Raw genomic sequence first — 23163 nt, forward strand, 5'->3', positions numbered from 1 at the left:
CAATTGCGGTTCAGAGTCATCTTTCATTGTACGCCAAGGCAGACTTGAAGGGGACAATCAGAGATAAAAAAACCGAATCCAATAGCGCAATGGAGATTAAAACATCCGCCCCAAGCGGTCATTAGCTTCCAGCAATGAAGCCAAAAAGCGCTGCGATTGCTCCCGGTTCAAAGCGGAGCCGTGCATGCTGGCCAGAATCTCAATATCCAAGGCGCAAATTTTTTGAACACCAGCGGCCAAATGCGGCCCCCAAGGCATAAAGGTCATCGCCTCTTGCAGGGCCAAAGCGGCTTGCTCTGGCGCTGCCGGATCAAATACCGGCTGAAACCCTTTTTGAGTGGCCAAATCAGACCCAAACAAAATGCGTTTTTCAGTCAGATAAAAAAGGCAAGCGTCCCAGTTGTGGGGGAAGTGAGGCGTTTCCAGCAATCTTAATTGGTCCACACCAAGCTGAACCGTCTCTTGATCTTTGAGCACTCGAGGGGATCTTTGTGCAAAATCCTGGAGAGAAGAAGCACAGATTTTTCCGACCAAAGCCTCAGCCGCTGGCGCCATTTTCAACCACTGATTTAATGCCCCACACTCATCCGCCTCATAGTGCGAAAAAGCCAAATAGCGTAAGGTGGAAGGGTCCATGATGTCACGGACCGCAGCCCATAAGGCATCAAATGTTTGCTGATGTCCCAAGTGAATTAAAGTAGGGCATTCATCCACAATTAAAAAATGATTAAAAGCGATAAAACCATCGGGTTCACCCAGGCAAATTCGATAGACATTTTCAGCAAGCAAATCGGTTTGAACCTGAAGTAGAACGCTCATCATGCCACCAGACGTTCTACCAGCTGGCAAACCTTTTCCAGCTCCTCGCAGTAAATAAACTCACCCAAACTGTGCGAGTAATGGAAGCCCATGCCCAATACCACGGTAGGCAAGCCACTGTGGTTCAAGATATGAGCATCGGAACCAATGTTCATGGGTGCCAACTGAGGCTTCAAATTCAGGGCTTCACTTTCCAGCATGGCCCTTTGAATGACTTTATCGTCGGGCGATACATAAAAATGGTCGTAGCGGCGCACGTGCTGCAACTCAACGGCTCCACCCGCAAAACGCTCCTGCACGCCCATACAGAATGCCTGATAGGTTTGCAACAACCCTGCCAGCTTGCTTTCATCGTGGCTACGCATTTCTCCCCGAATACTCAAGGAAGGAGCCACGATATTCATGGCATTGCCCCCCTGAATGACCCCTATATTACAGGTTAAGTCCGGGGCCAGCCTGCCGTTGGGCAACTGAGCGCACAAGGCCGCTCCCATTTGAATGGCGCTAACCCCCGCCTCCGGGGCAATCCCGGCATGAGAAGCCTTGCCCACACATTCAATCTGGATGTTCTCCTGAGAGGGGCCAGCGTTGAAAATCAGGCCCACTCGGCCTTCCCCGTCCAGTACATAGCAATATTCCGCCTGAACCTGACCCATGTCAAAGCCTTTGGCCCCGGTTAAGCCCACTTCCTCGCCTGTAGAAAAAAACAGTTCGAGCGGATGGTTATTTTTAAACCCTTGTTGAGCCAGCTTTTCCACCACCTCCAGAGCCACAGCGATACCCGATTTGTCATCGGCTCCCAAAATGGTGCGGCCTTCAGAGCGAATAATGGGTCGCCCGGATCGGGTATCCAGCACCGGCCAAATACCCTCGCAAGGCGGCACGCTGTCCATATGGGCAGACAGCATAATGGTCTCTTTATCCGCATTCCCCGGAACCCGCGCAAATAAGTTACCAACCGCATCCACGGTTAAATCCGTCAGGCCCAATGAGCGCAGCGCGGTTTCAATGGTGTCCCGCATGGCCTCTTCTCGCCCAGAGGGGTTATCAATTGGCACAATTGCCTGAAATCGCTCCACAACGCCCATAATTGGCCACCTTTCTGATTGAAGTGACCTCATTTTACCCCAGTTGCCCTCAAAAGCCTAAGGCTGGGCAAAGGCGGGATGCACCGGCTCTTTGCAAAGACCATACCAAAGCTGATCAGGATTTTTTTGTTCAAACCAGGTTTTTAAATCAGAAACACCCGCGCTTTTGTGGCTAAAGTTATCAATGTGATAAATACGGCCCTTCAGATTCACCGCCAAAGTCACATGGCCCTTGTCTTTCCCCACCAAGTCAAACAAAAACGCCTGCGAACCGGGTTGGGCCAATGCTTTTTCAATGGCCTCCGTGCCTTGCACAGCATGTATCTGATCTCGAATTTTAAAACTATCCAGCAATTTTTTGCCACCCTTCGCCAATAAGGCTTCGTAATCCAAGGCGTTCGCCGCCTCCAGCTCTGGAGAGTGCAAAAACATTAGATTGAAGTCATCATGGAAGCGAACCAATGCCTCTGGAATTTTTCGACAGTGGACCGGCGCGCCGTTGGCTAGTTTTTGGCTGTGCGTAAATGAAATATTGGCGCAACTGTGACCATTGTTTTTGCCGTTGGCCGCTAAAAACTTTTCCAAGCCCTCTGCCGTTGTTTTCCAGGTTTTGGCGCTTATTAAGCCTTCAGCCCCCACCAGCGAATCGTAGAGTTTGAGTAACTGATTTTTAGAAAGCCCCGCCTTCTGTACCTCTTGGCCTGAAAAGTTAAATCGTAAATCCGGGGAAGTAATCCGCCGATTGAGTGATTCGATACGGGCCATGATTTGCGCCTGACTTTCTTTGGCCAAGGGGTGCAGAGCTTTAAAGCCCTCTTTTTTGCCCCGTATCCACAAAACAGCGTACTTCAGCAGGTGATAGGGATAAATGATAACGCCCACTGCTTTACGCAGCCAGCCTGAGCCTTTTTCGCCAAAAGCAGCCCGGTTTACGGTGGCCCAAAAACTTTTCTGGGATTCTCCCAATTTGAAATGGCCCCCAAAAGTCGTAAAATCGGCGGCATTTTCCCTGAAAAAAGACGACACCCTACCGCTTTGGTCAGCAGCTGGCAACCGCCTGATGAGTGGCGTGGCGGGTAAGCTCAATAAGTTGGAAACCATTGGGCGAGCGAGCATTGTTGATAAACCCGTGAATTTGGCTGTGCTTTATTAAACCCAAGCCAGCCAACTTGATGCCTTGAAAAAATTCCAAACGCAAACACAAGCCTTGAGCAGCTTCTGTCTCGCAAGGCACGCCACAAGGGAATGCGCCCTAAGTAAACTCAGTGCAACTGCTGCAACACGGTTTCTAAAATCCGAACGGCACTGTCGGTTTGCTCCTCACAAATCACCAAGGGGGGGCTAAAACGAATGGAATTTTCTCCACAGCCCAAAATCAACAGGCCGTGATAAAAGCAGTCGTCCACAATCCGGTTTCGCAAGTCGGGGGCCTTCTTTTTGCTGACCTTGGATTCTACAATCTCAATGCCCAGCATCAGCCCTTCGCCCCGCACCTCGCCAATCACATCATAACGATCGGCCAGCGCTTGCAAACGGGCCTTCAGGTAAGGGCCTTGCACCCGCACATTGTCCAACAAGCCGTTTTCCACCAGCTCAAAGGTTTTCAGGGCAGCGGCACAACTCACCGGATTGCCTCCAAAGGTGGTGGCATGGCTACCCGGCTCCCAGTTCATCACATCCGATCGGGCCACACAAGCCCCCAAGGGCATACCGGAGGCCAGCCCCTTGGCGCTGGTGAGAATATCCGGCTCAAACCCCGGATACAGTTGAGAAGCCCACAGGTGGCCGGTGCGTCCCATGCCCGCCTGTACCTCATCGGCAATGATTAAAATGCCATGCTTGCGGGCCAGCGCTTGCAAACCCAGTATAAAAGAAGGCGGCGGGGTCACATAGCCCCCTTCTCCCTGAATGGGCTCTACAATAAAAGCGGCTATTTCATCCGGTGGGGTTAACAGCTTGAAAATATAATCTTCAATGTAATTCAGGCAGGCTTCGGCGCAGGCTTCCGGCGTTTCGCTTTTAAAAATATCCCGGTAAAAGTAAGGGTAATGGGCATGAAACACCCCCGGTACCAAAGGCATAAAGTGCTTGCGCTGCACCGATTTGCTGGCGCTAACCGACATAGAACCAAACGTACGGCCATGAAAGCTACGGTAAAAAGAAATATACCCTTTACGCCCGGTGTGATAACGGGCCAATTTCAAGGCCGCCTCATTGGCTTCTGTGCCGGAATTACCGAAAAAAACCTTTTTATCCGGGGTACCGGGTGTGGTGGTGGCTAATTTTTCAGCCAATTCAGCCATTACGGTGTAATAAAAATCGGTGCCCGACATGTGCAAAAATTGCGCTGATTGTTCCTGAATGGTTTGCACCACCGCCGGGTGAGAATGCCCGGTGGAGCAAACCGCAATGCCTGCGCAATAATCCAGAAATAAATTATCATCCATATCCACCACCATGGCCCCATAGCCACGCTTAATGGACAAAGGATAGCCTCGGGTATAGGAGGGCGACAGGTAGTGACTGTCTTTTTCAATCAAGGCCTTCGTTTTTGGGCCCGGTAATTCTGTCTGGATGTGAGGCTGAATGGCACCTTCCCACAGTGAAGCATGATTACGCATATTTTCCCTCTCCACGGTTCCAACCGTTTTATAAAAACCCGTGCTGGATAGTCACGAACCAATTAAATGAGACGACCCCCTTGGCCCTTCACACTTCTATCATACCCCGAGCCGGTTCAGCTTTACACCCCAAACAAAAATAAAGGGCCGAACCACAACAAGCACTATCATCCCGCTCAAACCGGCTTTAACGAACCCGGATTCTCACCGGGTGCCAACTGCAATTGCTGAAGTGCCTGACTCAATAAATCCTCGTAATGGCGACATCCGCTATATTCGGCAATCCCGATACGAACCCGCAACTTTTGCATGGAACCTTCCGCATTGAGAAATGAAAGATCCGAAAAACGCTCAAGCAGTCGTCTTCCCAAAGCCGTGGCCCCCCGTTTGCCAGTTTGAGGCAGCACAATGGCGTACTTGTCCATAAAATATTCACCCACCCAGTCCAACCCACGGGCGGAATCCTTCAACAAAGCGCCCACTTGAGCCATCAAGGCCGCTTCAGCAGTTTCAGAGTTGGTGTTTTGGCAACCCTCCAGCTCCACTATTAATAAACTCAACGCCCCATCGGAGGCGTTGGCCGATAGCGCCTCCGTCATTTGTTTCAGCTGCTTGAGCAAGTGCGGGGTGGTTAACAGTCCGGAGCGGGGAGAAATAACCCCCATCTCAATTAAAATCTGATCTTTTTGAGCGGAAATTTGCTCCAGCCGACATTCCTGCAAGGTGCTAATAACTCTGGACACCAGGTAAGCCTCTGGCACGGGCTTCACCATAAAATCTCGGGCCCCGGCATCGTGACAGGCCAGAAAGACGGCTTCATCAAATTCATCGCTCAAAACTAAACGCTTGACCCCTTGCGGTATCAATTCCATCAAAGCCAACAACGAGCGAACTTCGCCTTCCGGGTCCACAATCACCAAGGCAGGCGGCGTTGGCGGAAACGCCCGCAGCGCCTCTACCAAAGACAGGCAAACAATCTCGTCAAACCCCCTCAACACAATGGTTTGCTTCAGCGCCTCAGCCCGAGCGGGGGAGGCCGTAATAATATAAATCGCGTCTGGTGCCTGCTTCATCCGTCCCACGCTCGCTTTCTTTCTCTAAATCATAATCATAAACCAGCCCTGCTGCACTGCCTTCACGGGAATTTCCACGCCGGGTTCGGTTACCACTTCCATGGGCGTTTGCTCACACAGGTTAAAAGTTGCGTTTACATTGTATTCACCGGGGGTCCACTGGGCGGTATTCACAAACCGGTAACGCTTTAAATTGGCCCGCAAGGTAACACGCTGACCGCTTTCCAGCCACTGTACTTTCATGGGCTCGTGAAAAATTTTACTGTTGTCCTGAATAATCAAAGGCTGTAAGGCCAGCTTTCCTTGCCCCGGACGAGAGATGGACACCTGCATCTGGCTCAGAATATCTTTGGCCAAACAGAGCTTGGTTTTTTCGTTGGCGGTAAACGTAAGCTTTACCACCAAGCCTTCTCGGCTTGAGTAAATTTGCTTGGTGGGTTCAATTTCCAGCCGCAGCAGTTGCGGTTCTCCCGCTTGCCCGATACTCACCATCAGGCTCAGGGAAGCCAGTATAATGAAAGACAGTGACCCTATACGCCTTACAAGGATTCTGGAAGCCATCATGCCCAAAACCGCCTCGCCTGTTTTTACCGAACCTTTTGTATTGTATCAATCCACGCAACTCAGCGCCTACGCCGAACGGGTGATCCACGGATTTACCGGAAAACCCATCTCATTAGGCGGAGCGGCCTACCCAGCGGAAGCCGCTAAAACCAACCGGGCAGAAGTCTGCCAGACGGTGGGCCTATCCCCCAGTCGCCTGACCCTGCCCCGCCAAACCCACACCGACCAGCACCGCCTGAACGATGCCCCCTGCGAACGGGAAACGGATGCCATTATTTTAACGGAAACCGGAGTGGCGGCCATGGTACAGGTCGCCGATTGTGTGCCCATTATTTTGTATGAGCCACAACGCCATGTGGGGGCGGTCATTCATGCGGGCTGGCGAGGCACCGCACAGTCTATCAGCGCCAAAGTGGCCCAAACCCTGATTCAACAGCATCAGGCCCGCCCCGATCGCATCATCGCAATCATTGGCCCCTCCATAGGCGGCTGCTGTTACGAGGTTTCCACAGAAGTGGCGGATGCCGTGGGGGAAACCATTCCTCACGCCAGCTTGGCAGAATACCAAGAGACGCAAAGCAGTGGCAAGCCTCGGGTTGATTTAAAGCAGGTGAACCGGCTACAGCTAGCCGCCTTAGGCATTACCCAGATTGAACTGCTGGCGGCCTGCACCTTTTGCGATAACCACCTGCTGTGGTCCCACCGCAAAGGCGAAGCAGGACGGCAGGTGGCTTTTCTCGAACTAAAGCCCTAACCGGCCTTATTTTATAAAACAGGCTCAATCCGTTGGGGGGCCTGCTTTAAAGGATCAGCCGGTTTGGCAGGCACCCCTGTTTTGCTGGGGGCCGCCGGGTTAGCCTGTACCGGCATCGCCGTGACCGGTTTGCCCGCATTAGCGCCCAGGGCTTGTTTTAAAATATCAATACGGCCCAAGGCTTCCCGACTGTAACGGGCTTGCGGGGCTTGAATGTAGGATTGATAGGTATCCAGCGCTTCCTGATATTTCCGCTGCTTTTCCAGCGTAATGGCCAAACCGTATTGAGAATCGCTATTGGCCGCATCCAGAGCCAGCGCCTTTTTATAAGCGTCCGCAGACTCATTGAGCTGTCCCAGTTCATTATAAACAATACCCAGGTTATAATGCGCAGCAGGGAGCTTATCGCTAAGGGTTAAGGCTTGTAAGTAGCTGCTTTTGGCCTGTTCAAACTGGCCCAGCTTTTGCCACTGAGCGCCCATCGCCAAGTGTAGCTCAGGATCTTTAGGGTCCAGCGCCAACAGTTTTTGATACACCGCAATGGCCTCGGCGGGCTTGCCCTGCTGCTCGTAAGCCGATGCCAGGGTAAACAACACTTCCTCATTGGCGGGATTCTGCCTGGCCAAGCCTTCCAGGGTGGCGATATTGGGATCGGTGGGTGTTGGGCCACCCGGGGTTAAGGCCCCGGCTTGGCTGGGCGGCTGCTTGGCCATGGCCAACTTGGTACGGTACAGCTTGGCGGTCACGTTGGTAGGATCTTTTTCCAGCACCTTGCCATAGGCATTATAGGCTTGCTCAGGCTGCTCCATGGCAAAAAAGGTATTGGCCAAACCCAGGTCGGGATAATAATTTTTGGCGTTCGCATACAAGCGGGCATCCCCGTAACGAGCGGCGGCAGTGTTAAAATCTTTGGCTTTGTAGGCCGTATCGCCCAAGCTGGTTAGGGCCACGGCCAAATCATTTCCCAAACTGGCTCGATCTACCAGAAACTGCTGCTGCAATTGAGGTTCGGCGTAATACACCTGCTTATAAAAATCCACCGCTTGCTCGTAACGCCCTGCCTTATGGTAGGCAATGGCCAAGTTGGATTTCAACTGTAAGTCCTTTTGCGCAGGGGGTTCCGGCAATAGGGCCTCATACATCTCAATGGCCCTGGGTACATCGCCCAGCATCTGGGTGGAAAAAGCCATGTCTTTCTGGATGGAAAACCGCTGCTGAGGATCGGTAATCGCTTGTAACAGAACCCCCAGCTCATTGAGGGCGGGCGCGTAATTTCCACTGTCCAGATAGGTGGTGGCCAAGGCTTGACGCACCCCTTGATCTTGAGGGTGAGCTTTCAAATAAGCCTGATAATTCTCCACCGCAGGGGCCCACTGCTTTTGAACCCGGTGCAAATCGGCAATCCGCAACAGCAAATCATCTTTTTGGGGGTTCAGGGCATAGGCTTTGCGGTAATTCTGAATGGCCAAATCCGCCTGACCCAAAGCCGCATGAGCCCGACCCATTTCCTCCCCGATGTCCGATTTACTGCCCTCTTTGGCGTAAGCCACTTTTAATTCTTCCAAGGCCTGCTCCGGGGCGTTGGCGCCGGTTAAAGCACGGGCCAAATCCAGATGTTCTTCAAACTGATTAGGAAAGCGCTGCTTCAACAAGTCATACTCTTTGACCGAAGCGGCTTCCTGACCAGTTACCAAATACAATTTGGCCAAATGACGGCGGGCCTCGTAATGATCGGGGTATTTGCCCAAGAATTGCTGATAATGCAGAATGGCGGGCGGGTATTTTTTTTGCTGAATTTCGGTGCGAGCCAGGTTCAGCAAGGCAAACTGATAGCGGGGATTGTTTTGCAGGCCCAGCTCATAGGCTTCTTGCGCCTTGCCATACTCACCCAGTTGCTCATAAATACTGCCCAAACTGTAAAGAATCATGCCATCTTGCGGATTTAAATTTAAAGCCTGCTGATAGTAGCTAATGGCTTCATTGGGCTTGCCCTGCTGGTTTAACAAAGAGGCCAGCTTCACATAGTTCAGATAATCCTGAGAATCCAGCGCAATGGCCTTGCGCAAAGCTTGCTCGGCCTGATCGGGGTTGCCACGCAATTCGGCTTGCTGAGCTTGCAAGTAGTAATCTCGAGATTGTGGCGAAATGGCCCACCCACTGGCCTGCAAAAGGGAAGCACTCACCCCCAGCGCCAAAGTGAAAGCCAGCGGGGTTTTATAAACAGACAACCAGTTATAGGGCTTCATCATGGCGCTCTTACCTCTTTCCAATGTTACGGTTCGATTTTTGGGGGTTTGCCCATTATAGCAAAGCCCTGGGCTTGGGGCTGAATACAAGAGACTCAGCCCAAACCGTCCTGTTCCGTTCCACTCGACACTTAAAAATACCCAATGCCAAACGCCAAAGCGCAAGCCCAAACATCAAACAATGTAACAAAAAGCTCAAGCCTACCGCCCCAATGCCGATAGCCTCCTTACCAACGACATACACTCAGCGGGAAGGAACGTGATGCGGATTGAGGGAATGGAGGCCGCCTTTGGCCCCAATATCGCCGTGCAGGAAATTCAGTGGTTCACCCAGCCCACCCAGAGAGAGCTGGATAATGCCGGTCAAACCCTGGCCCAGTTTCTGGCGGCCAGAGCCCGTAAAAATGAAACAATCCTAGCCTCAAGCAGCCGTTACAACGGGAACCCGGCCCTGACGCTGGACTTAAGATCGCTGGTCAAGTTGCTCAGAGTCAGCTCTCAAAAGTTGCGAATTTTACGAATGTTGCGGCGGGGCAACTGGTTGGAATTACTGCGCTTAATGCCAAAAGAATTACTGGTAAACGCGCTTCGGCTTTTTAACAAAGAAAAGCTGGTTCGGCTGCTTATGAACCTGCCCAAGCCCATGCTGATTAAACTGTTGCTGAAAATTTTCAAACTGGAGGAACTCATCCAGAAAATGCCCACCGTGGAATTAATGCGCATTCTAAAAAGCAAGCGGCTGAACAACCGGGAACTCTCCAAGGGCATTTTAACCATGGATCCCCGGTTCATTCTGCAACTGTTGCAAAAGCTGTACGGCAATCACGATTACTCCCACTTAAAGCCCTATGATTTAATGCGGATTTTTATGCACACCCCTAAAGAACGACTGATAGAAGCCTTTAAAACCCTGCCCTTCAAAGCCCTGCAACCGTTGGTTACCGGATTTGTCAAAAAGGATCCCGCCCTGCTTTTAAGTATGAGCGATGGCTTCATATTCAAGCTGTTAGATAAATGCCCCAAACCCACCATTATTGAAAGCTGCAGGGTGTTGCCCGAAGCAATACTGATTAAACTGCTAGCCCAGCTGCCTGACCATTTCCTGATGCTGGCCGCCGCCCAAATCGATGATAAAACCTTTGAAGATTACCTGATTGCAAGGCAAGGAGATTTAATCCGCAGCATGGCCGCCTAAGCGTAAGCAAAAGGCCCTAAACGATGCGCGCCTCAGTAGCCCCATCAAAAAGCAGTGCTTTGGCGATATCAATTTTAACCTTCAGGGGTTGCCCTTCCTGAACCGGCAAATCAGAAGCCCAACGGGCCACCAGCGTATGCCCGCTGAGTGAGAAATGAACCATTTGCTCACTCCCCAGCATTTCCACCCGATCAGGGATTACCTCATAAACAGGCCCCCACTCTGGACTGCTTTCTGGCACCACATGCTCGGGTCGCAGGCCCATCACCGCAGCCTGGCCACTCATTCCGGCAATACGGTCAACCAGCGCTTCAGGCACTGGCAATACCGTTGTATCTCCCAACCGAAGGCCCTCTGCATCCAGAACGCCGGTTAAAAAATTCATTTGCCCCACAAAACCCGCCACAAACATATTGGCAGGCTGATGATACACATTGAGCGGAGTATCCACCTGCTGAATTTTGCCCTTGTTTAAAATCACAATGCGATGGCCCATGGTCATGGCTTCCACCTGATCGTGGGTGACATAAATGGTGGTGGCGTTCAGCCGCTTGTGCAAGGCCGCAATTTCAGTCCGCATTTGAACGCGCAGCTTGGCGTCCAGATTGGACAGTGGCTCATCCATTAAAAATACTTTGGGGTTTCGCACAATGGCCCGGCCCAAGGCCACCCGCTGACGCTGCCCCCCGGACAACTGCTTGGGCTTGCGTTGCAATAAATGCTCCAAATCCAGAATGCGGGCCGCTTCTTTCACTTTTTCATCAATTTCGGCCTTGGGCGTTTTTCGCATTTTCAAGCCAAAGGCCATGTTTTCATAAACGCTCATGTGCGGATAAAGCGCATAGTTCTGAAAGACCATGGCGATATCGCGATCTTTGGGGGCCACGTCGTTGACCACCCGATCTTCAATCTGGATGGTGCCGCCGGTAATGCTTTCCAGCCCTGCAATCATGCGCAAAATGGTAGATTTTCCGCACCCGCTAGGGCCAACCATCACCACAAACTCCTGATCCCGAACGGTCAAGGACACATCCTGAATTACGAGCGTCTTATCGTAGGACTTGGCTACGTTTTGTAAAACCACTTCTGCCATAGAAATTATTATGCGGCTATCTTAAGATTGTGACAATCAGTTTTAACAGACAGGCGCTTTTAGCCCCCTGATTTATCCAATCTTTTGCTTTCAGCCCCAAAGGACTTTGCCCCATGTACCATCAAATCGCACACCTTTACGACTGGCCCGGTGCTTTGGCCTTTGCCAGCAAAATCAACGAAAAAGACCTCACCCTACTCACTCAGGCTGGACTGCAAAAAGGGGCCAGAGTTTTAGATCTGGCCTGCGGCACCGGCACCTTGAGCATTACACTGGCCCAAGCGGGCTATCAGGTTCTGGGCATTGATTTGTCTGCCGCCATGCTGAAACAAGCCAAACAAAAAGCAGCCGCACACCAACCAGCCCTCAATATTGAATGGCAGGAAGGCGATATGCGCTATTTTTTGCTAAATGAGCCAGTAGATGCGGTGCTTTGCCATTACGACAGCCTGAATCATCTCTCCAACGAAACCGAGTTGCGAGGCACCTTTTTGCAGGTGGCGGAAGCCTTGAAGCCCGGCGGCCTGTTTGTGTTTGACCTGAACACCCTGGAGAATTACCAGACCTTTTGGAACGGCAAAGACACCTATGAAGGCCCCAATTACCGCCTGAAAACCACGTCCAGCTTTAACCCGGACAGCGGCAAGGCGGACGTGCTGTTTGCGGTGGATGAGTATAACGACCACGGCGAACTGTTCCACCACGAGGAAACCGTGTATGAGCAATATTTCAACGAACGGGCCGTGGAAAAATACCTGATGAGTGCCGATTTTTACGATATTCAGCATGAGGCATTTAACCCGGTGGAGGATTTGCCCGCCGATTTTCCATTAAAAACATTCTGGACCTGTAAGCGCCGTTAGCCCTTGGATGACATATTTTGCAAGACGCCATTCCTAAATGACTTCCACCCAAACTGCGATTTGAAATAGCACAAAAATCCCATCACACGGTTTACTTACATAGAAAAACAAGCAGGCCACGCTTCTTGGCAAACCCGCTGCTTGTGTCCAACGATGTGAGGATTTTATTGATATGAGTAGTGTAGCGCCCCTGTCTACCGGTGGAACACCCACCCCCTTCCTGCGCCGTTCAAGTTCTTCTCCCAATTTGGGTGCTACCGGCTCAACGCCACTTAGTGCGCCAGACAAACCCGATCTCGTTTCTATCGGCACCGAGACCACTCCAGCCGCAAAGCCCGCCCAAACCGCAACCACAACCGCCAAGCCCTTTTATCAGCCCCTCATCGATTTTTTCCAGAACCTGGGGCAGAAAATCATGGATCTGTTCACCCCCACCTCTCAAGCAGCCATTGAAAAAGCCCTGATTCAATCCAAAATTAAATTGGGAACCTGCTCAACACGCATTGACAAAGCCAAACAAGATTTGAAAATGGCAGGGCTGAGCGATGTGCAAAAATCCGTATTAAACCAAGAGATTCAAAAGGCCGGGAAAAAACTGGAAAAATGCGTCGCTCAAGTCAATAAACTGCACACTAAACTGGACAAACGGACAGGCCCCCTCACTCAAGCCGCACCACCCAAGGCAGCGGCTGAGGTTAAAAGCAATGTGGCCACCGCTACCCAACAACAGGCGGAAACGGTGTTAGAGGAAGCAAGTAATCTGGCGAATGAGCAAAGTGGCGCTAAAACAGTTCAAGAAGCGGCTCAAAGCATTTTAGAAGGCACTGATGAAGATTTGGCCCAACAATTTGAAAAATTGACCAGTCAGGCCAAAGCTTCTCTTCCTGAACTGATTGATACCCTAAAAGCCTCTTGTCCTGAATTGGTTGAGACCGTGACAGATCTGCTTAAAAAAATGGCTCGTTAAATTGAGGCATTGCTTAGCGTTAATACCGCTACTTCTGGATGGGTATTAAAGCGAAATCGGGGAAACCCGATTTTTCGCTTTTTCAGGTAAAACGCCGCGGAACCCACCCCACTAGTTACATGAAGCTGGCAACCATTTTTTTCAAACAGGCCATAGCGATACTTCATACGAAAAATTTGGCGATAAATGGGTCCCAAAAAGGGAATATACACATGTCCGGCGTGGGTATGGCCCGCCAACACCAAATCCACCTGTCCATGACCAGCAAGGGCCAAGGGATCAAACAACAGCGGGTTATGCGCCATCACAATGGTCACTTCCCGTTCGGTGGGAATACCCGACAACATTTTGGAAAGATCTGGCTCCCCGTACCAAAGATCATCCAGCCCCGCTATCCACAGCCGTTCGTTCTTTTGCTCCAAACAATAACGCTCGTTTTTCAGCAGTTGAAACCCGGCCTGAGGGAGCATTTCCGAAATCAAAGCCCCCCAGCAACTGTCGTTATAATCATGATTTCCCAAAATGGCGAGCTTGGCCGCTTTGGCCTGTAAGCCGCTTAAAAACGATTGGGCCATGGCAATATAATGCGGCCCATAGTGAACCACATCACCGGTTAACAAAATAAGGTCGGCTTGCTGGGCATTCACGGTTTCGGTGACCCGAGCATAAAAAGCGGGATCGGTATGCTCATAAAAGTGCAAATCCGAAATCTGGGTGATTTTTAAACCATGAAAGGCGGCAGGCAAACGCCGGAGCGTAATGGTTCGCTCCGTGACATTCAATTCGTTGTGGGTGAGTAAAGGCATGGTTTTTATTGTAACAGCAAGACAACCAGAGGTTCACCCTCTCCATGCCACACACCCGACCCACGCTCCATCCAAGAACTATTTATTTGGCGGGATAAAACTGAATAATGGCATTAATTACCACCGGCCCCATCAGGATAATAAACAGGGGCGGAAAAATGAAAAGCACCAACGGAAAGGTCATTTTAATGCTGGCTTTGCTGGCCAGCTCCTCGGCCCGCTGGCGGCGCTTGGTGCGTAAATCATCGGCATAAATACGAAGGGTGGTGGCCACACTGGTACCCATTTTATCGGCCTGAACAATCATGGCGCACAGCGATCTCATTTCATCCACCCCGGAACGAAGCCCCATGCTCTGAAAGGCTTCAATGCGAGAAATACCAGCGTTCAATTCTTTATTCAGGCGCTTAAACTCATAAGACACTTCCGGTGACATTTTTTCAGTTTCTTCCGCCACCCGTTGAATGGTGGAATCGAGCCCCAAACCCGCTTCCACGCAAACCACCATCAAATCAAGCGTATCCGGCAATTTAAAACGAATCTCCGCTTTTCGCTTTGCGGCGTTGCTGCGTAGCATAAACTGAGGAATCAGACTGCCAAACATAAAGCCGCCCAAAAACCCGGAAAGCAGCCACAGAAAACTACCACTGCCAAACACCAGTCCAGCCACCGCACCGATACATCCTACCGCAATTCCCACCGAAGCCCGATGGGTCATAAACCGAAATATCTGCTCTTCACTGTCATTTAAACCCGCCTCGGTCAGCAGGGATTTAACCTGTTTTACATATTTCTTGTTCTGTCCGTAAAGGCTTTTGGAAACCGGTTCAGCCATTTTGCCCAGTATGTCTTTCAAATCATCGAACGGGCCTGCTTTAACTTGCAAGCCAAGTTCAAAAGAACCATCTTCCTTTAATTGAGCGAGCCGATCTTTAACCGGATTCACCTCATAATTCAGCATGGAAATAATGACCGCCAGAATGCCAAAAATGGATAAAACCACAACCAGCCCACCGCCAATTAACAACAGGAAGTGGGTGGTATCGACAACTTGCAAGGTGGGTTCCGCCATGGCCTTTACACCCGAATATCTACAATTTTCTTCATAATAAAAAAGCCGATTACCTGAAGAATAAAGGCGGCAATCAAGGCGAAGTGGCCCAAATCGGTTTCATATAAGGGCGCTACATATCCGTAAAAAAATAGGGACAAAACCACCAGTAAAAAAGCGGGGGCGCCTCCCAAAACGTACCCGGTTAAACGGGATTGTCCGGTTAAGGCGGCAATCTGTCCCTTTAACTTAAATCGTTCTCGAATGGTGTAACCCAGATTTTCAAGCACTTCAGCCAAATTACCGCCCGCTTCTCTCTGAATTGAAACGGCAGTGGCAAACATACGCACATCCGGCAAGGTATCCAGCTTGGCCACCAGACGAACCAAAGATTCCCGCACTGGAATTCCCAGATTGATATCCTTCACCATCGACGCAAATTCCGTGGCAATGGGGGCGGGCATTTCGGTGGAAACAACGGTCAAAGCGGATTGAAAGGAATGCCCGGCCCGAAGCGCGCTGGTAATCATGCCCAATGCGTCCGGGAATTGGGTGATAAATTTTTTATATCGTTGCCCCCGCTTGAATAAAACCTGCAGATAAGCGCCAGCAAACCAAACAGGGCCTGCCAAAGCCAAGGCGAAAAAACCACTGGCCAAGCCCAAAATAATCAAAACCGTAGCAGGCAACAGCATATTGCCCACAAAATATTGATCGGCAGGGGTGGCCATACCCGCTTGTTGCAGTCGGATTTTTAGTTTCAAAAAAAACTCAATCCGCTCCAATTTCTGGCCCAGCCGATCATTCTGGTATTCAGCATCTTTAAACAACAAAGCAAACTTGCGGGAGGTCTCAGTCGCCGCTTCAGACAGCTCATCATGAGAGCGATCTTTGATTGACATCAGGCGCTTTTGAATCAAAGTGGGTTCCGGGTTGTTGTAGCGCTGAAACAAGAAAACCGCAGCCCCAAAGCCAGCCGCCATTAACAGGAGGCCCAGTAAAATCAGCAGCAGGAGCAACGTGGTATCCATGGACAATTACAGTCTCTTGATTCAGCGTGTGGTTAAGTGGATGGCGGCGGAGCCTCGTCTTTATTAAAAATATCGGTGGGCAAATCAATGCCCTTGGCCTTACAGATATCCGCAAATCGAGGGCGCACCCCAGTGGCCACATGTCGGCCAATCACCTTAAAATTTTCATCCAATCCATACTGCTCAAACTTAAAAATTTCCTGCATGGTCACCACATCCCCTTCCATGCCGGTAATTTCGGCAATAGAAGTCGTTTTACGCTGACCATCCATCAGACGGCTAACCTGTACAATCAGGTGAACCGCAGAGGCCACCTGTTGACGGATGGTTTTTTCCGGCAGGGGGTTGGTATTCATCATGCACATGGTAACAATCCGGGAAATGGCATCTCGGGGAGTGTTGGCGTGTAGCGTGGTTAATGAGCCATCATGGCCGGTATTCATGGCTTGCAGCATTTCCAGGGTTTCAGGGCCACGGCACTCGCCCACCACAATCCGATCAGGGCGCATCCGCAAGGAGTTAATCATGAGTTGCCTAGCCGTAATTTGCCCTTCTCCCTCAATGTTGGGCGGGCGGGTTTCCAAACGCACCACATGTTCTTGCTTCAGTTGTAATTCCGCGGAATCCTCAATGGTCACAATGCGCTCATCGGGCGCAATTAAGGCCGAAAGCGAATTCAACATGGTGGTTTTACCCGAACCCGTGCCACCAGAAATAATGATATTGAGGTGGCATTTAACAGCCGCTTCCAGCGTTCTGGCCATGGCCGGGGTCATGGAACCCCAACCCAATAATTTTTCCAGGGTGCCAGCGTCCGCCTTGAATTTTCGAATAGAGATCGAAGGGCCATCCAGGGCCAGCGGCGGAATGATGGCGTTAAACCGGGAGCCATCCTTCAAACGCGCATCCACCATGGGCGTTTTTTCGTCCACCCGGCGGCCCACGGCAGAAACAATCCGCTCAATAATATGCATCACATGCGCGTTATCTTTAAACGTAACCGTGGTTTTGTGCAACTTGCCCAACCGCTCGATATAAACATTTTTAGGCCCATTGACCATGATTTCTGAAATCGTGGGATCCCTGAGCAAAGGCTCCAAAGGCCCCAGTCCCACCACTTCTTCCACCAGTTCCTGAATCAGGACGCTCCGCTCAGAAGTGCCCATGGGTACTTTTTCAGCAATCAGAATTTTTTCCAGAAACTGAAAAGCGGCCAGCGACACTTCCTCTTTACCCAGTGGCACCGTACTGCTAATGTTCAGATTTTCCACCAACATATTGTGAACCCGGCTTTTCACCTCATCAAATTTTTCCCCTTTTTTGGGTTGATGGGTATGGTTTTCTGGTGCCACCGAAGCCGAGAGAGAACCACCAGCCACCCCTTGGCCGGAAGGCGTGGGAGAGATTCCGTTTTTTTCTGAGGCGGCATTCGCAGTCAGCGGATCCAGCCCAAAGGAAGACCCACCCTGAGGTATTCCCGGCTTTTTTAAGCGATCCCTTAAGGACATAGCGACTCACAATCCTTTTTCAAGCAACTACCGTTTTCCGAATAATCCACCCAGAATACTCTTAGGCTCTGTCAAAGCGGGCAAAGCACTCAACGCAGAATGAGCAGAAGGTAGAACCCCACTCAGTTTATGCGCCAGCTCCAGAAAGTTTTTTTCCAGCGCTTTGCTATTTTCAACCTGTGAAATGGGAACGCCCCGATTAATGGCGTTCATGACCACCGAATAATGGTTGGGTATTTTCCAGAAAACAGGATGCTCCAGGGTTTCTTCCACATCCTCAATGGTAATTTCCTCACCGGGCATAAAGCGATTGATGATCAGTTTAATTTTTTGCGGATCGTATCCCAAACGCTCAAACAGGTTTAAAAGCCGCTGACTGCTACGGATACTGGGTAAATTCACCATGGAAACCAACAGAATATGATCGGCAAAATCCAGCGCCGAAAGCGTTTTTGGATCGAATGAAGTGGTGGTGTCAATCACCACATACTCAAAGGTAGCCCGTAAAACGGTCAGCACCGCGTTAATCTGATCGGCGGTGACATCCTCGGCATCTTCCACATGTAACGGATCGGCCAGCACATAAAGGCTGCCTCGAGGGGTCTGGTATTGGGCAAGCGATGCTTCCAGATAAGCGGCATCCACCCGACCGATATTGCGGGCAATATCCACGATGGTTTGCTTGGGTTCCACATCCAAAAAGGTTGTGATATCACCCAGTTGAAGGTTCAAATCTACCAAGGCCACTGGCTTTCCAATGGTTTCAGAAATGGCCAAAGCCAGATTAACGGCGATGGTTGTTTTGCCAAGTCCGCCTTTATTGCTGAATACGGTTACAATGCGCCCAGTCCGATCCCCGGCATCCGCGCTGGAACCCAAAGCCAACTTGTGTTTTTCCAGCAAGCCCTGAACCTGCAACGCATCAAACGGACGCTGCATAAAATCCCGAACCCCGGACTCCATGCAAGCCTTCACCATCTCCAGGCTCATATCTCGCCCAGAGGCAACAATCATCACCTCTTTAAAGTAAGAGGAAATCCGTTTGGCGGTATCCAGACTTTTTGCGGCATCTGTCCGCAAATCCATAAACACCATTTTGGGGCGATTCTGCCGGATCAACTCGTAGCCGTAAACCAGGCTATCGGTTTCAGCCAGAATTTCCACACCCGCCATGCTCAGCAAAGCGTTTTGCAGCAACGCCCTTACGGCGGGATCTTCATCTATAATGACAACGGTTAGCTTGTTTACCATCACTGAACGCTCTGTCCAATCATTAATTTATTGCGCCGCACCCAACACTTTTCCGTAATCGGCGGCCTTCACAATGTGGGGGGTAATCACCACCACCAGCTCCCGATCGTTTTTGCTCATGTTGGCATTTTTAAACATATTGCCCAAAATGGGTACATTCCCGATAAAAGGCACTTTGTTAAACGTATTTTGCTCCTCACGGGTCAAAATGCCTGAAATCATCAGCGTTTCTCCATCCATCAGCTCCACAGTGGTATCCGTAGAGCGTTTCAAAATGCCGCAAACCTGACTACCCGCAGCACCTGCCACACAACTGGAAGAATCCAGATTGCTGACCTCAGGCGCCACTTTCAGCTCTATACGGCCCGATTTAATGGCAATCCAGGGCGTAAAATTCAATTTCACCCCAAATTCTTTATACTGAATAATGGGGCTGCCATTTTGATCCACCGAGCCTACAAACGGAAACTCTCCACCGGCCAAAAAGCTGGCGGTACGCCCATGGGTGCAAACCAGGGTAGGGTTCGCCAATGTATTCACCTTGCCCGAGGTTTCCAATAAATCCCACATCACGCTCACATTCCGCAGCGGATTGAAAGAGCCGGTCAGCCCTCCAGTGTTGGAACCAGCCTGATTGACCCGAACAGGCCCAAAGGCGTTCGGGAGAAGGCCACTGGTGGCCCGTTGAATCCCATTCAAAAAAGCATTGTCCAGCGGATTGGCCAAGCGTACAATGCTTAAATCCCGAGTGGCCGATTGAACCTGATAGGCGCTTTTTAACTGACGACCCACGCTGCGGTTGGCCTCCGCAATGCGAACTTCCAGCACCACTTGAGGAACCGGCGTGTCGGTTAAATCAATAAATTTATCGTCTCGATATCCGTAAGCGGACACGGTTTTTCGAATTTCATCCAGCACCACGGAACTGGAAACCTGCCCGGACAAAATAAAGGAATCATCCGTCACCCGAGCCTGAATTTTTTCATTAGGGGCCAGCGCATTCACCGTATCCAGCAACTCACTGGAATCGTTTTGAACATAAAGATCAAAAATACCTTCCTGCCCGTTCTCATCCCATACAATCAAGCTGGTCACCCCTCGCAGCTTGCCGTTAATCATAATTTGATCCGGGGAAAGCGGAATCACATCGGCCACGGTTGGCTCGGCAATGGAAAGCCGCATAATGGGCTGAGCGAACTTGACGATTTGAGAACGTCCACGGGTGACATGAATGCTGGTGACACTACCCTGCAAGGCTTTGGTTTTTGAGGCGTTACCAGAGGAGCCAGAAAAAGCATCGCTTTCATCCAGCTGCTGCAACACAAACGCCGGTTTTTCCGGCTTGGCCATTAACGCTGGGGCCACCACCGGCTTCAACGATTCTTCAGGAAACTTCACTCTGGGCTTTAAGGCCATAGGTTCCGCAGATTTGCGCTCATCACTGGCAAAACTAAATCCACCGTGACCCACCGGCACCATGACTGGAAAAACCTGGGCCATGACAGCGACAGCCAGAGCCAGCGTGATCAGCCTTTTTTCAGTTCTTCCGTTCATCAGGTCGTCCTTATCATTCTTAATTTGCTTCAAGCTGAATGTGCTTAAAGCAGAGCCATTTTATGGTTGAAAATCAATGGTTTCAGAACCGGTTCCCCGGTAAACCTGCATGGTAAATTTAGGGCCACTAGGGTTCACCGCCGATGGCTGGGGTAAATCACTATCCCCCCCCGAGTAATTCACGTTATGAAAACCCGACTCACGGGCGGCGGGCTTGGGACTGGCGGGCAGCGCCTTTTTAGTGGCGGCGGGCTGCAAACCAGTCATTAAGGCGGTTAAATCCGCACCGGCCAAGTCCTGTTTTTGATGATCCGAAAAATTTCTTAAGGTGAGATGAAAGCCGCCCAACTGGCCAGCCAGCGTCAATAATTCCGCTTGCCGGGGGCTTACAATTAACGTAACCGCCAAATTACCGCCACCCGCGTTTGTCTTCTCAGCCTCCCGCAACCCGGCCTGATTGGAGGCAGAACCACCGCCGCCACCCATCGACACAACCGGTATGTTCTGCAACAGGGTACGGGTAATCGAAGTGTCTTCCTGATTGACCGTGGTCAACACATCCACATGGGCACCGGGAGCCAAAGCGCCACTAAGCCCACCAATGCTATCCACCCGAATGGTAATGGCCCGCTTGCCGGGCTCTACACTAAACAATCCACCTGTATCGATCAGTCTGGTGTTATCCAGTGCTTCCCCACTCATCACCGGAGATTTCACCACTTTACCCACTGCCTGTGAAATACGATCTAATGTACCGGGGGTTGGGCGATCGTTGACGTCCACCAAAGTAATCATATCCTTGGTAATGGGCTGGCCCGGATTCAAATCCGTCAACGCCTGAACCACTTTATAACTTCTGGGAACCTGACTCAATTGCTCCTGCAATTTAAGATACTTTTCCTGCTCGGCCTTGGCGGCTTCTACCTTTTCTTCCGCCTCTTTCTGCACCTGCTCGGCGTTAGAAGACACCGCCTGTATGACCATAAAGCCCGCAAAAATAGCGGCAGCGCCAAAAATAACCGCCACGACCAAAGCAATGGCAAACTGCACAAATATTTTTTTAGGCTTGCGGGATGCGGTCATCAGGCTTCATTCTTTCTTGCCAGATTGATTCGGTTCAAAATAATGACCTTTGAACAGGCATAATACTGGCAAAGTTTAAGACTTCCTCTTCTCCAGCATACCGCTGACCCTCATCCGGCTGATCCTCTATCCGAATGAATTCCGGAATGTTCAATAAATCCGTCTCAAAAAAAGAGGCACCGGAATGGCGCCTCTTTTTTAAATGAATGGACTGTGAAGGTCCAAGCCAAGCGCAACCGCTAAGGGCTCAACCGATCCATCAGGCGAGGGAAAGGAATGGTTTCCCGAACGTGATGCAAGCCGCAAAGCCAAGACACGGTTCGCTCAATGCCCAGCCCAAACCCGGCGTGGGGAAAGCTGCCGTATCTGCGAACATCCAGATACCAGCTAAAAGCTTCTAGTGGCAGGCCATGTTCCTGAATTTTAGCCACCAGCACCTCCAGATCATCTTCCCGCTGTCCGCCGCCAATCACTTCGCCGTACCCTTCCGGGGCAATCATGTCCACGTTTAAGGCGTATTTGGGGTTGGCCGGATCCGGCTTCATGTAAAAGGCCTTAATTTCGGTGGGATAGTGGTGGATAAAGACCGGCTTATCAAACTGGCTGGAAATAATGGTTTCCTCATCGCCCCCAAAATCCTCGCCCCAAGGGAAGTTTTTATGCTCCTCTTCCGGCCCATGCTCACGAATCAGCGCAATGGCCTCATCATAAGTAATACGGGGGAAGGGCTTCTGAATGGCCTCCAGCTTGCTGACATCCCGCTCCAGTATTTCCAGTTCGGCACGACGGTTTTTCAGCACATGAGCCACAATGTAGCAAACAAAGTCCTCGGCCAAATCCATGTCTTCGTACAGGTCCATAAAAGCAACCTCGGGCTCCACCATCCAGAATTCAGTCAGGTGGCGGCGAGTTTTGGATTTTTCCGCCCGAAAGGTGGGGCCAAAGCAGTAGGCCTTGCCAAAAGCGGCGGCGGCGGCCTCCATGTACAACTGTCCGCTTTGGGTCAGGTACGCTTTTTCTTCAAAGTAATCGGTTTCAAACAGGTTGCTGGTGCCTTCGCACGCGTTGGGCGTAAAAATGGGGGCATCTACCAGCGTAAAGCCATTTTGATCAAAATAATTCCGCACCGCCCGAATAATTTCGGCCCGAATGCGAATAATGGCGTTTTGGCGGGAAGAGCGCAGCCATAAATGGCGATGATCCATTAAAAAGGCAACCCCATGCTCCTTGGGGCTAATGGGGTATTCCACCGAATCGCCCAGCACTTGAAAGTCGCTCACCCCCAACTCAAAGCCCAGCTTGGAGCGAGTGTCTTCTTTCACCACCCCGGTCACCTGAATGGAGGATTCCTGGCTGACTTTATCGGCGGCCTCAAAAATTTCCGGGGAAACATCCCCCTTAAACACCACGCATTGCATGGTGCCGGTACCATCGCGCAGCTGCAAAAAGTGCAGCTTGCCACTGGAGCGCTTGTTATAAAGCCAGCCCTGCAAGGTGACCGTTTCTCCGGCATGCGCGCCAATGTTTTCAATATAAATTCGCTTCAAAGGCGATGGGGTTTCCACGGTCATAAATAAACGCTCCTGACTCAACCTT

Annotated in this window: 20 protein-coding genes; 4 read left to right on the forward strand and 16 right to left on the reverse strand. The window is 50.8% G+C overall.

Features of this window, described 5'->3' with window-relative positions:
- Positions 1 to 96: 96 nt before the first annotated feature.
- From ACEW81_RS07720 to ACEW81_RS07745, 6 genes are all read right to left on the reverse strand, one after another.
- On the reverse strand, positions 97 to 849 hold the full coding sequence (locus ACEW81_RS07720; RefSeq protein WP_373532391.1) for an oxygen-binding di-iron domain-containing protein: 753 nt from the start codon (positions 847 to 849) through the stop codon (positions 97 to 99).
- A complete protein-coding gene (locus ACEW81_RS07725; RefSeq protein WP_373532392.1) occupies positions 819 to 1907 on the reverse strand; it encodes a M20/M25/M40 family metallo-hydrolase in 1089 nt (362 codons plus the stop codon). Before ACEW81_RS07725 ends, ACEW81_RS07720 begins: the two co-directional genes overlap by 31 nt.
- 57 nt (positions 1908 to 1964) lie before the next feature.
- Positions 1965 to 2873 carry a hypothetical protein gene (locus tag ACEW81_RS07730; protein ID WP_373532393.1) on the reverse strand — a complete coding sequence of 303 codons (909 nt, stop codon included), beginning with the start codon at positions 2871 to 2873 and terminating at the stop codon, positions 1965 to 1967.
- Positions 2874 to 3169: 296 nt separating this feature from the next.
- A complete protein-coding gene (locus ACEW81_RS07735; RefSeq protein WP_373532394.1) occupies positions 3170 to 4528 on the reverse strand; it encodes an acetyl ornithine aminotransferase family protein in 1359 nt (452 codons plus the stop codon).
- Between the two features lie 176 nt (positions 4529 to 4704).
- Positions 4705 to 5601, reverse strand: a complete 897-nt coding sequence (locus tag ACEW81_RS07740; protein WP_373532495.1) for a GGDEF domain-containing protein — start codon at positions 5599 to 5601, stop codon at positions 4705 to 4707.
- 24 nt (positions 5602 to 5625) lie between these two features.
- Positions 5626 to 6165 (reverse strand): hypothetical protein, encoded by a 540-nt coding sequence (locus tag ACEW81_RS07745; protein ID WP_373532395.1) that lies wholly within the window; start codon positions 6163 to 6165, stop codon positions 5626 to 5628.
- Here ACEW81_RS07745 and pgeF point away from each other — a divergent pair.
- A complete protein-coding gene (gene pgeF / locus ACEW81_RS07750) occupies positions 6164 to 6919 on the forward strand; it encodes a peptidoglycan editing factor PgeF (protein ID WP_373532396.1) in 756 nt (251 codons plus the stop codon). The two genes, ACEW81_RS07745 and pgeF, sit on opposite strands and share 2 nt — an antisense overlap.
- Before the next feature lie 11 nt (positions 6920 to 6930).
- Here the strand turns inward: pgeF and ACEW81_RS07755 are convergent, their stop codons facing one another.
- Positions 6931 to 9168 carry a tetratricopeptide repeat protein gene (locus ACEW81_RS07755; RefSeq protein WP_373532397.1) on the reverse strand — a complete coding sequence of 746 codons (2238 nt, stop codon included), beginning with the start codon at positions 9166 to 9168 and terminating at the stop codon, positions 6931 to 6933.
- Positions 9169 to 9427: 259 nt separating this feature from the next.
- On the opposite strand from ACEW81_RS07755, the gene ACEW81_RS07760 reads away from it, so the two are divergent.
- The gene (locus ACEW81_RS07760; protein WP_373532398.1) at positions 9428 to 10360 is read left to right on the forward strand and encodes a hypothetical protein; all 933 of its coding nucleotides are present in this window, start codon (positions 9428 to 9430) and stop codon (positions 10358 to 10360) included.
- A 16-nt stretch (positions 10361 to 10376) separates the two neighbouring features.
- On the opposite strand, the gene ACEW81_RS07765 is transcribed toward ACEW81_RS07760, so the two are convergent.
- Entirely contained in the window at positions 10377 to 11453 is a 1077-nt protein-coding gene (locus ACEW81_RS07765; protein WP_373532399.1) for an ABC transporter ATP-binding protein, read from the reverse strand.
- A gap of 113 nt (positions 11454 to 11566) precedes the next feature.
- Between ACEW81_RS07765 and ACEW81_RS07770 the strand changes: the two genes are divergently transcribed.
- Together ACEW81_RS07770 and ACEW81_RS07775 are read left to right on the forward strand one after the other, a co-directional pair.
- Positions 11567 to 12316, forward strand: coding sequence for a class I SAM-dependent methyltransferase (locus ACEW81_RS07770; protein ID WP_373532400.1), 750 nt, complete (start codon positions 11567 to 11569; stop codon positions 12314 to 12316).
- Between the two features lie 172 nt (positions 12317 to 12488).
- Positions 12489 to 13283: a hypothetical protein gene (locus ACEW81_RS07775; RefSeq protein ID WP_373532401.1), complete on the forward strand. Its 795-nt coding sequence runs from the start codon at positions 12489 to 12491 to the stop codon at positions 13281 to 13283.
- Here the strand turns inward: ACEW81_RS07775 and ACEW81_RS07780 are convergent.
- The 8 genes from ACEW81_RS07780 to asnS form a co-directional block, all read right to left on the reverse strand.
- The gene (locus tag ACEW81_RS07780; protein ID WP_373532402.1) at positions 13280 to 14089 is read right to left on the reverse strand and encodes a metallophosphoesterase; all 810 of its coding nucleotides are present in this window, start codon (positions 14087 to 14089) and stop codon (positions 13280 to 13282) included. The genes ACEW81_RS07775 and ACEW81_RS07780 overlap by 4 nt on opposite strands.
- 82 nt (positions 14090 to 14171) lie before the next feature.
- Positions 14172 to 15161, reverse strand: coding sequence for a type II secretion system F family protein (locus ACEW81_RS07785; protein ID WP_373532403.1), 990 nt, complete (start codon positions 15159 to 15161; stop codon positions 14172 to 14174).
- 5 nt (positions 15162 to 15166) lie between these two features.
- Positions 15167 to 16171: a type II secretion system F family protein gene (locus ACEW81_RS07790; protein ID WP_373532404.1), complete on the reverse strand. Its 1005-nt coding sequence runs from the start codon at positions 16169 to 16171 to the stop codon at positions 15167 to 15169.
- Between the two features lie 32 nt (positions 16172 to 16203).
- Complete coding sequence (locus ACEW81_RS07795) at positions 16204 to 17679, reverse strand: CpaF family protein (RefSeq protein WP_373532405.1); 1476 nt, start codon at positions 17677 to 17679, stop codon at positions 16204 to 16206.
- A 27-nt stretch (positions 17680 to 17706) separates the two neighbouring features.
- The gene (locus tag ACEW81_RS07800; protein ID WP_373532406.1) at positions 17707 to 18930 is read right to left on the reverse strand and encodes a CpaE/TadZ family protein; all 1224 of its coding nucleotides are present in this window, start codon (positions 18928 to 18930) and stop codon (positions 17707 to 17709) included.
- Positions 18931 to 18957: 27 nt separating this feature from the next.
- Entirely contained in the window at positions 18958 to 20484 is a 1527-nt protein-coding gene (locus ACEW81_RS07805) for a type II and III secretion system protein family protein (protein WP_373532407.1), read from the reverse strand.
- Positions 20485 to 20544: 60 nt separating this feature from the next.
- The gene (cpaB, locus tag ACEW81_RS07810) at positions 20545 to 21567 is read right to left on the reverse strand and encodes a Flp pilus assembly protein CpaB (protein WP_373532408.1); all 1023 of its coding nucleotides are present in this window, start codon (positions 21565 to 21567) and stop codon (positions 20545 to 20547) included.
- Positions 21568 to 21806: 239 nt separating this feature from the next.
- On the reverse strand, positions 21807 to 23138 hold the full coding sequence (gene asnS / locus ACEW81_RS07815; protein WP_373532409.1) for an asparagine--tRNA ligase: 1332 nt from the start codon (positions 23136 to 23138) through the stop codon (positions 21807 to 21809).
- Positions 23139 to 23163 lie beyond the last annotated feature (25 nt).

Source organism: Vampirovibrio sp. (assembly GCF_041737375.1).
Taxonomy (GTDB): domain Bacteria; phylum Cyanobacteriota; class Vampirovibrionia; order Vampirovibrionales; family Vampirovibrionaceae; genus Vampirovibrio.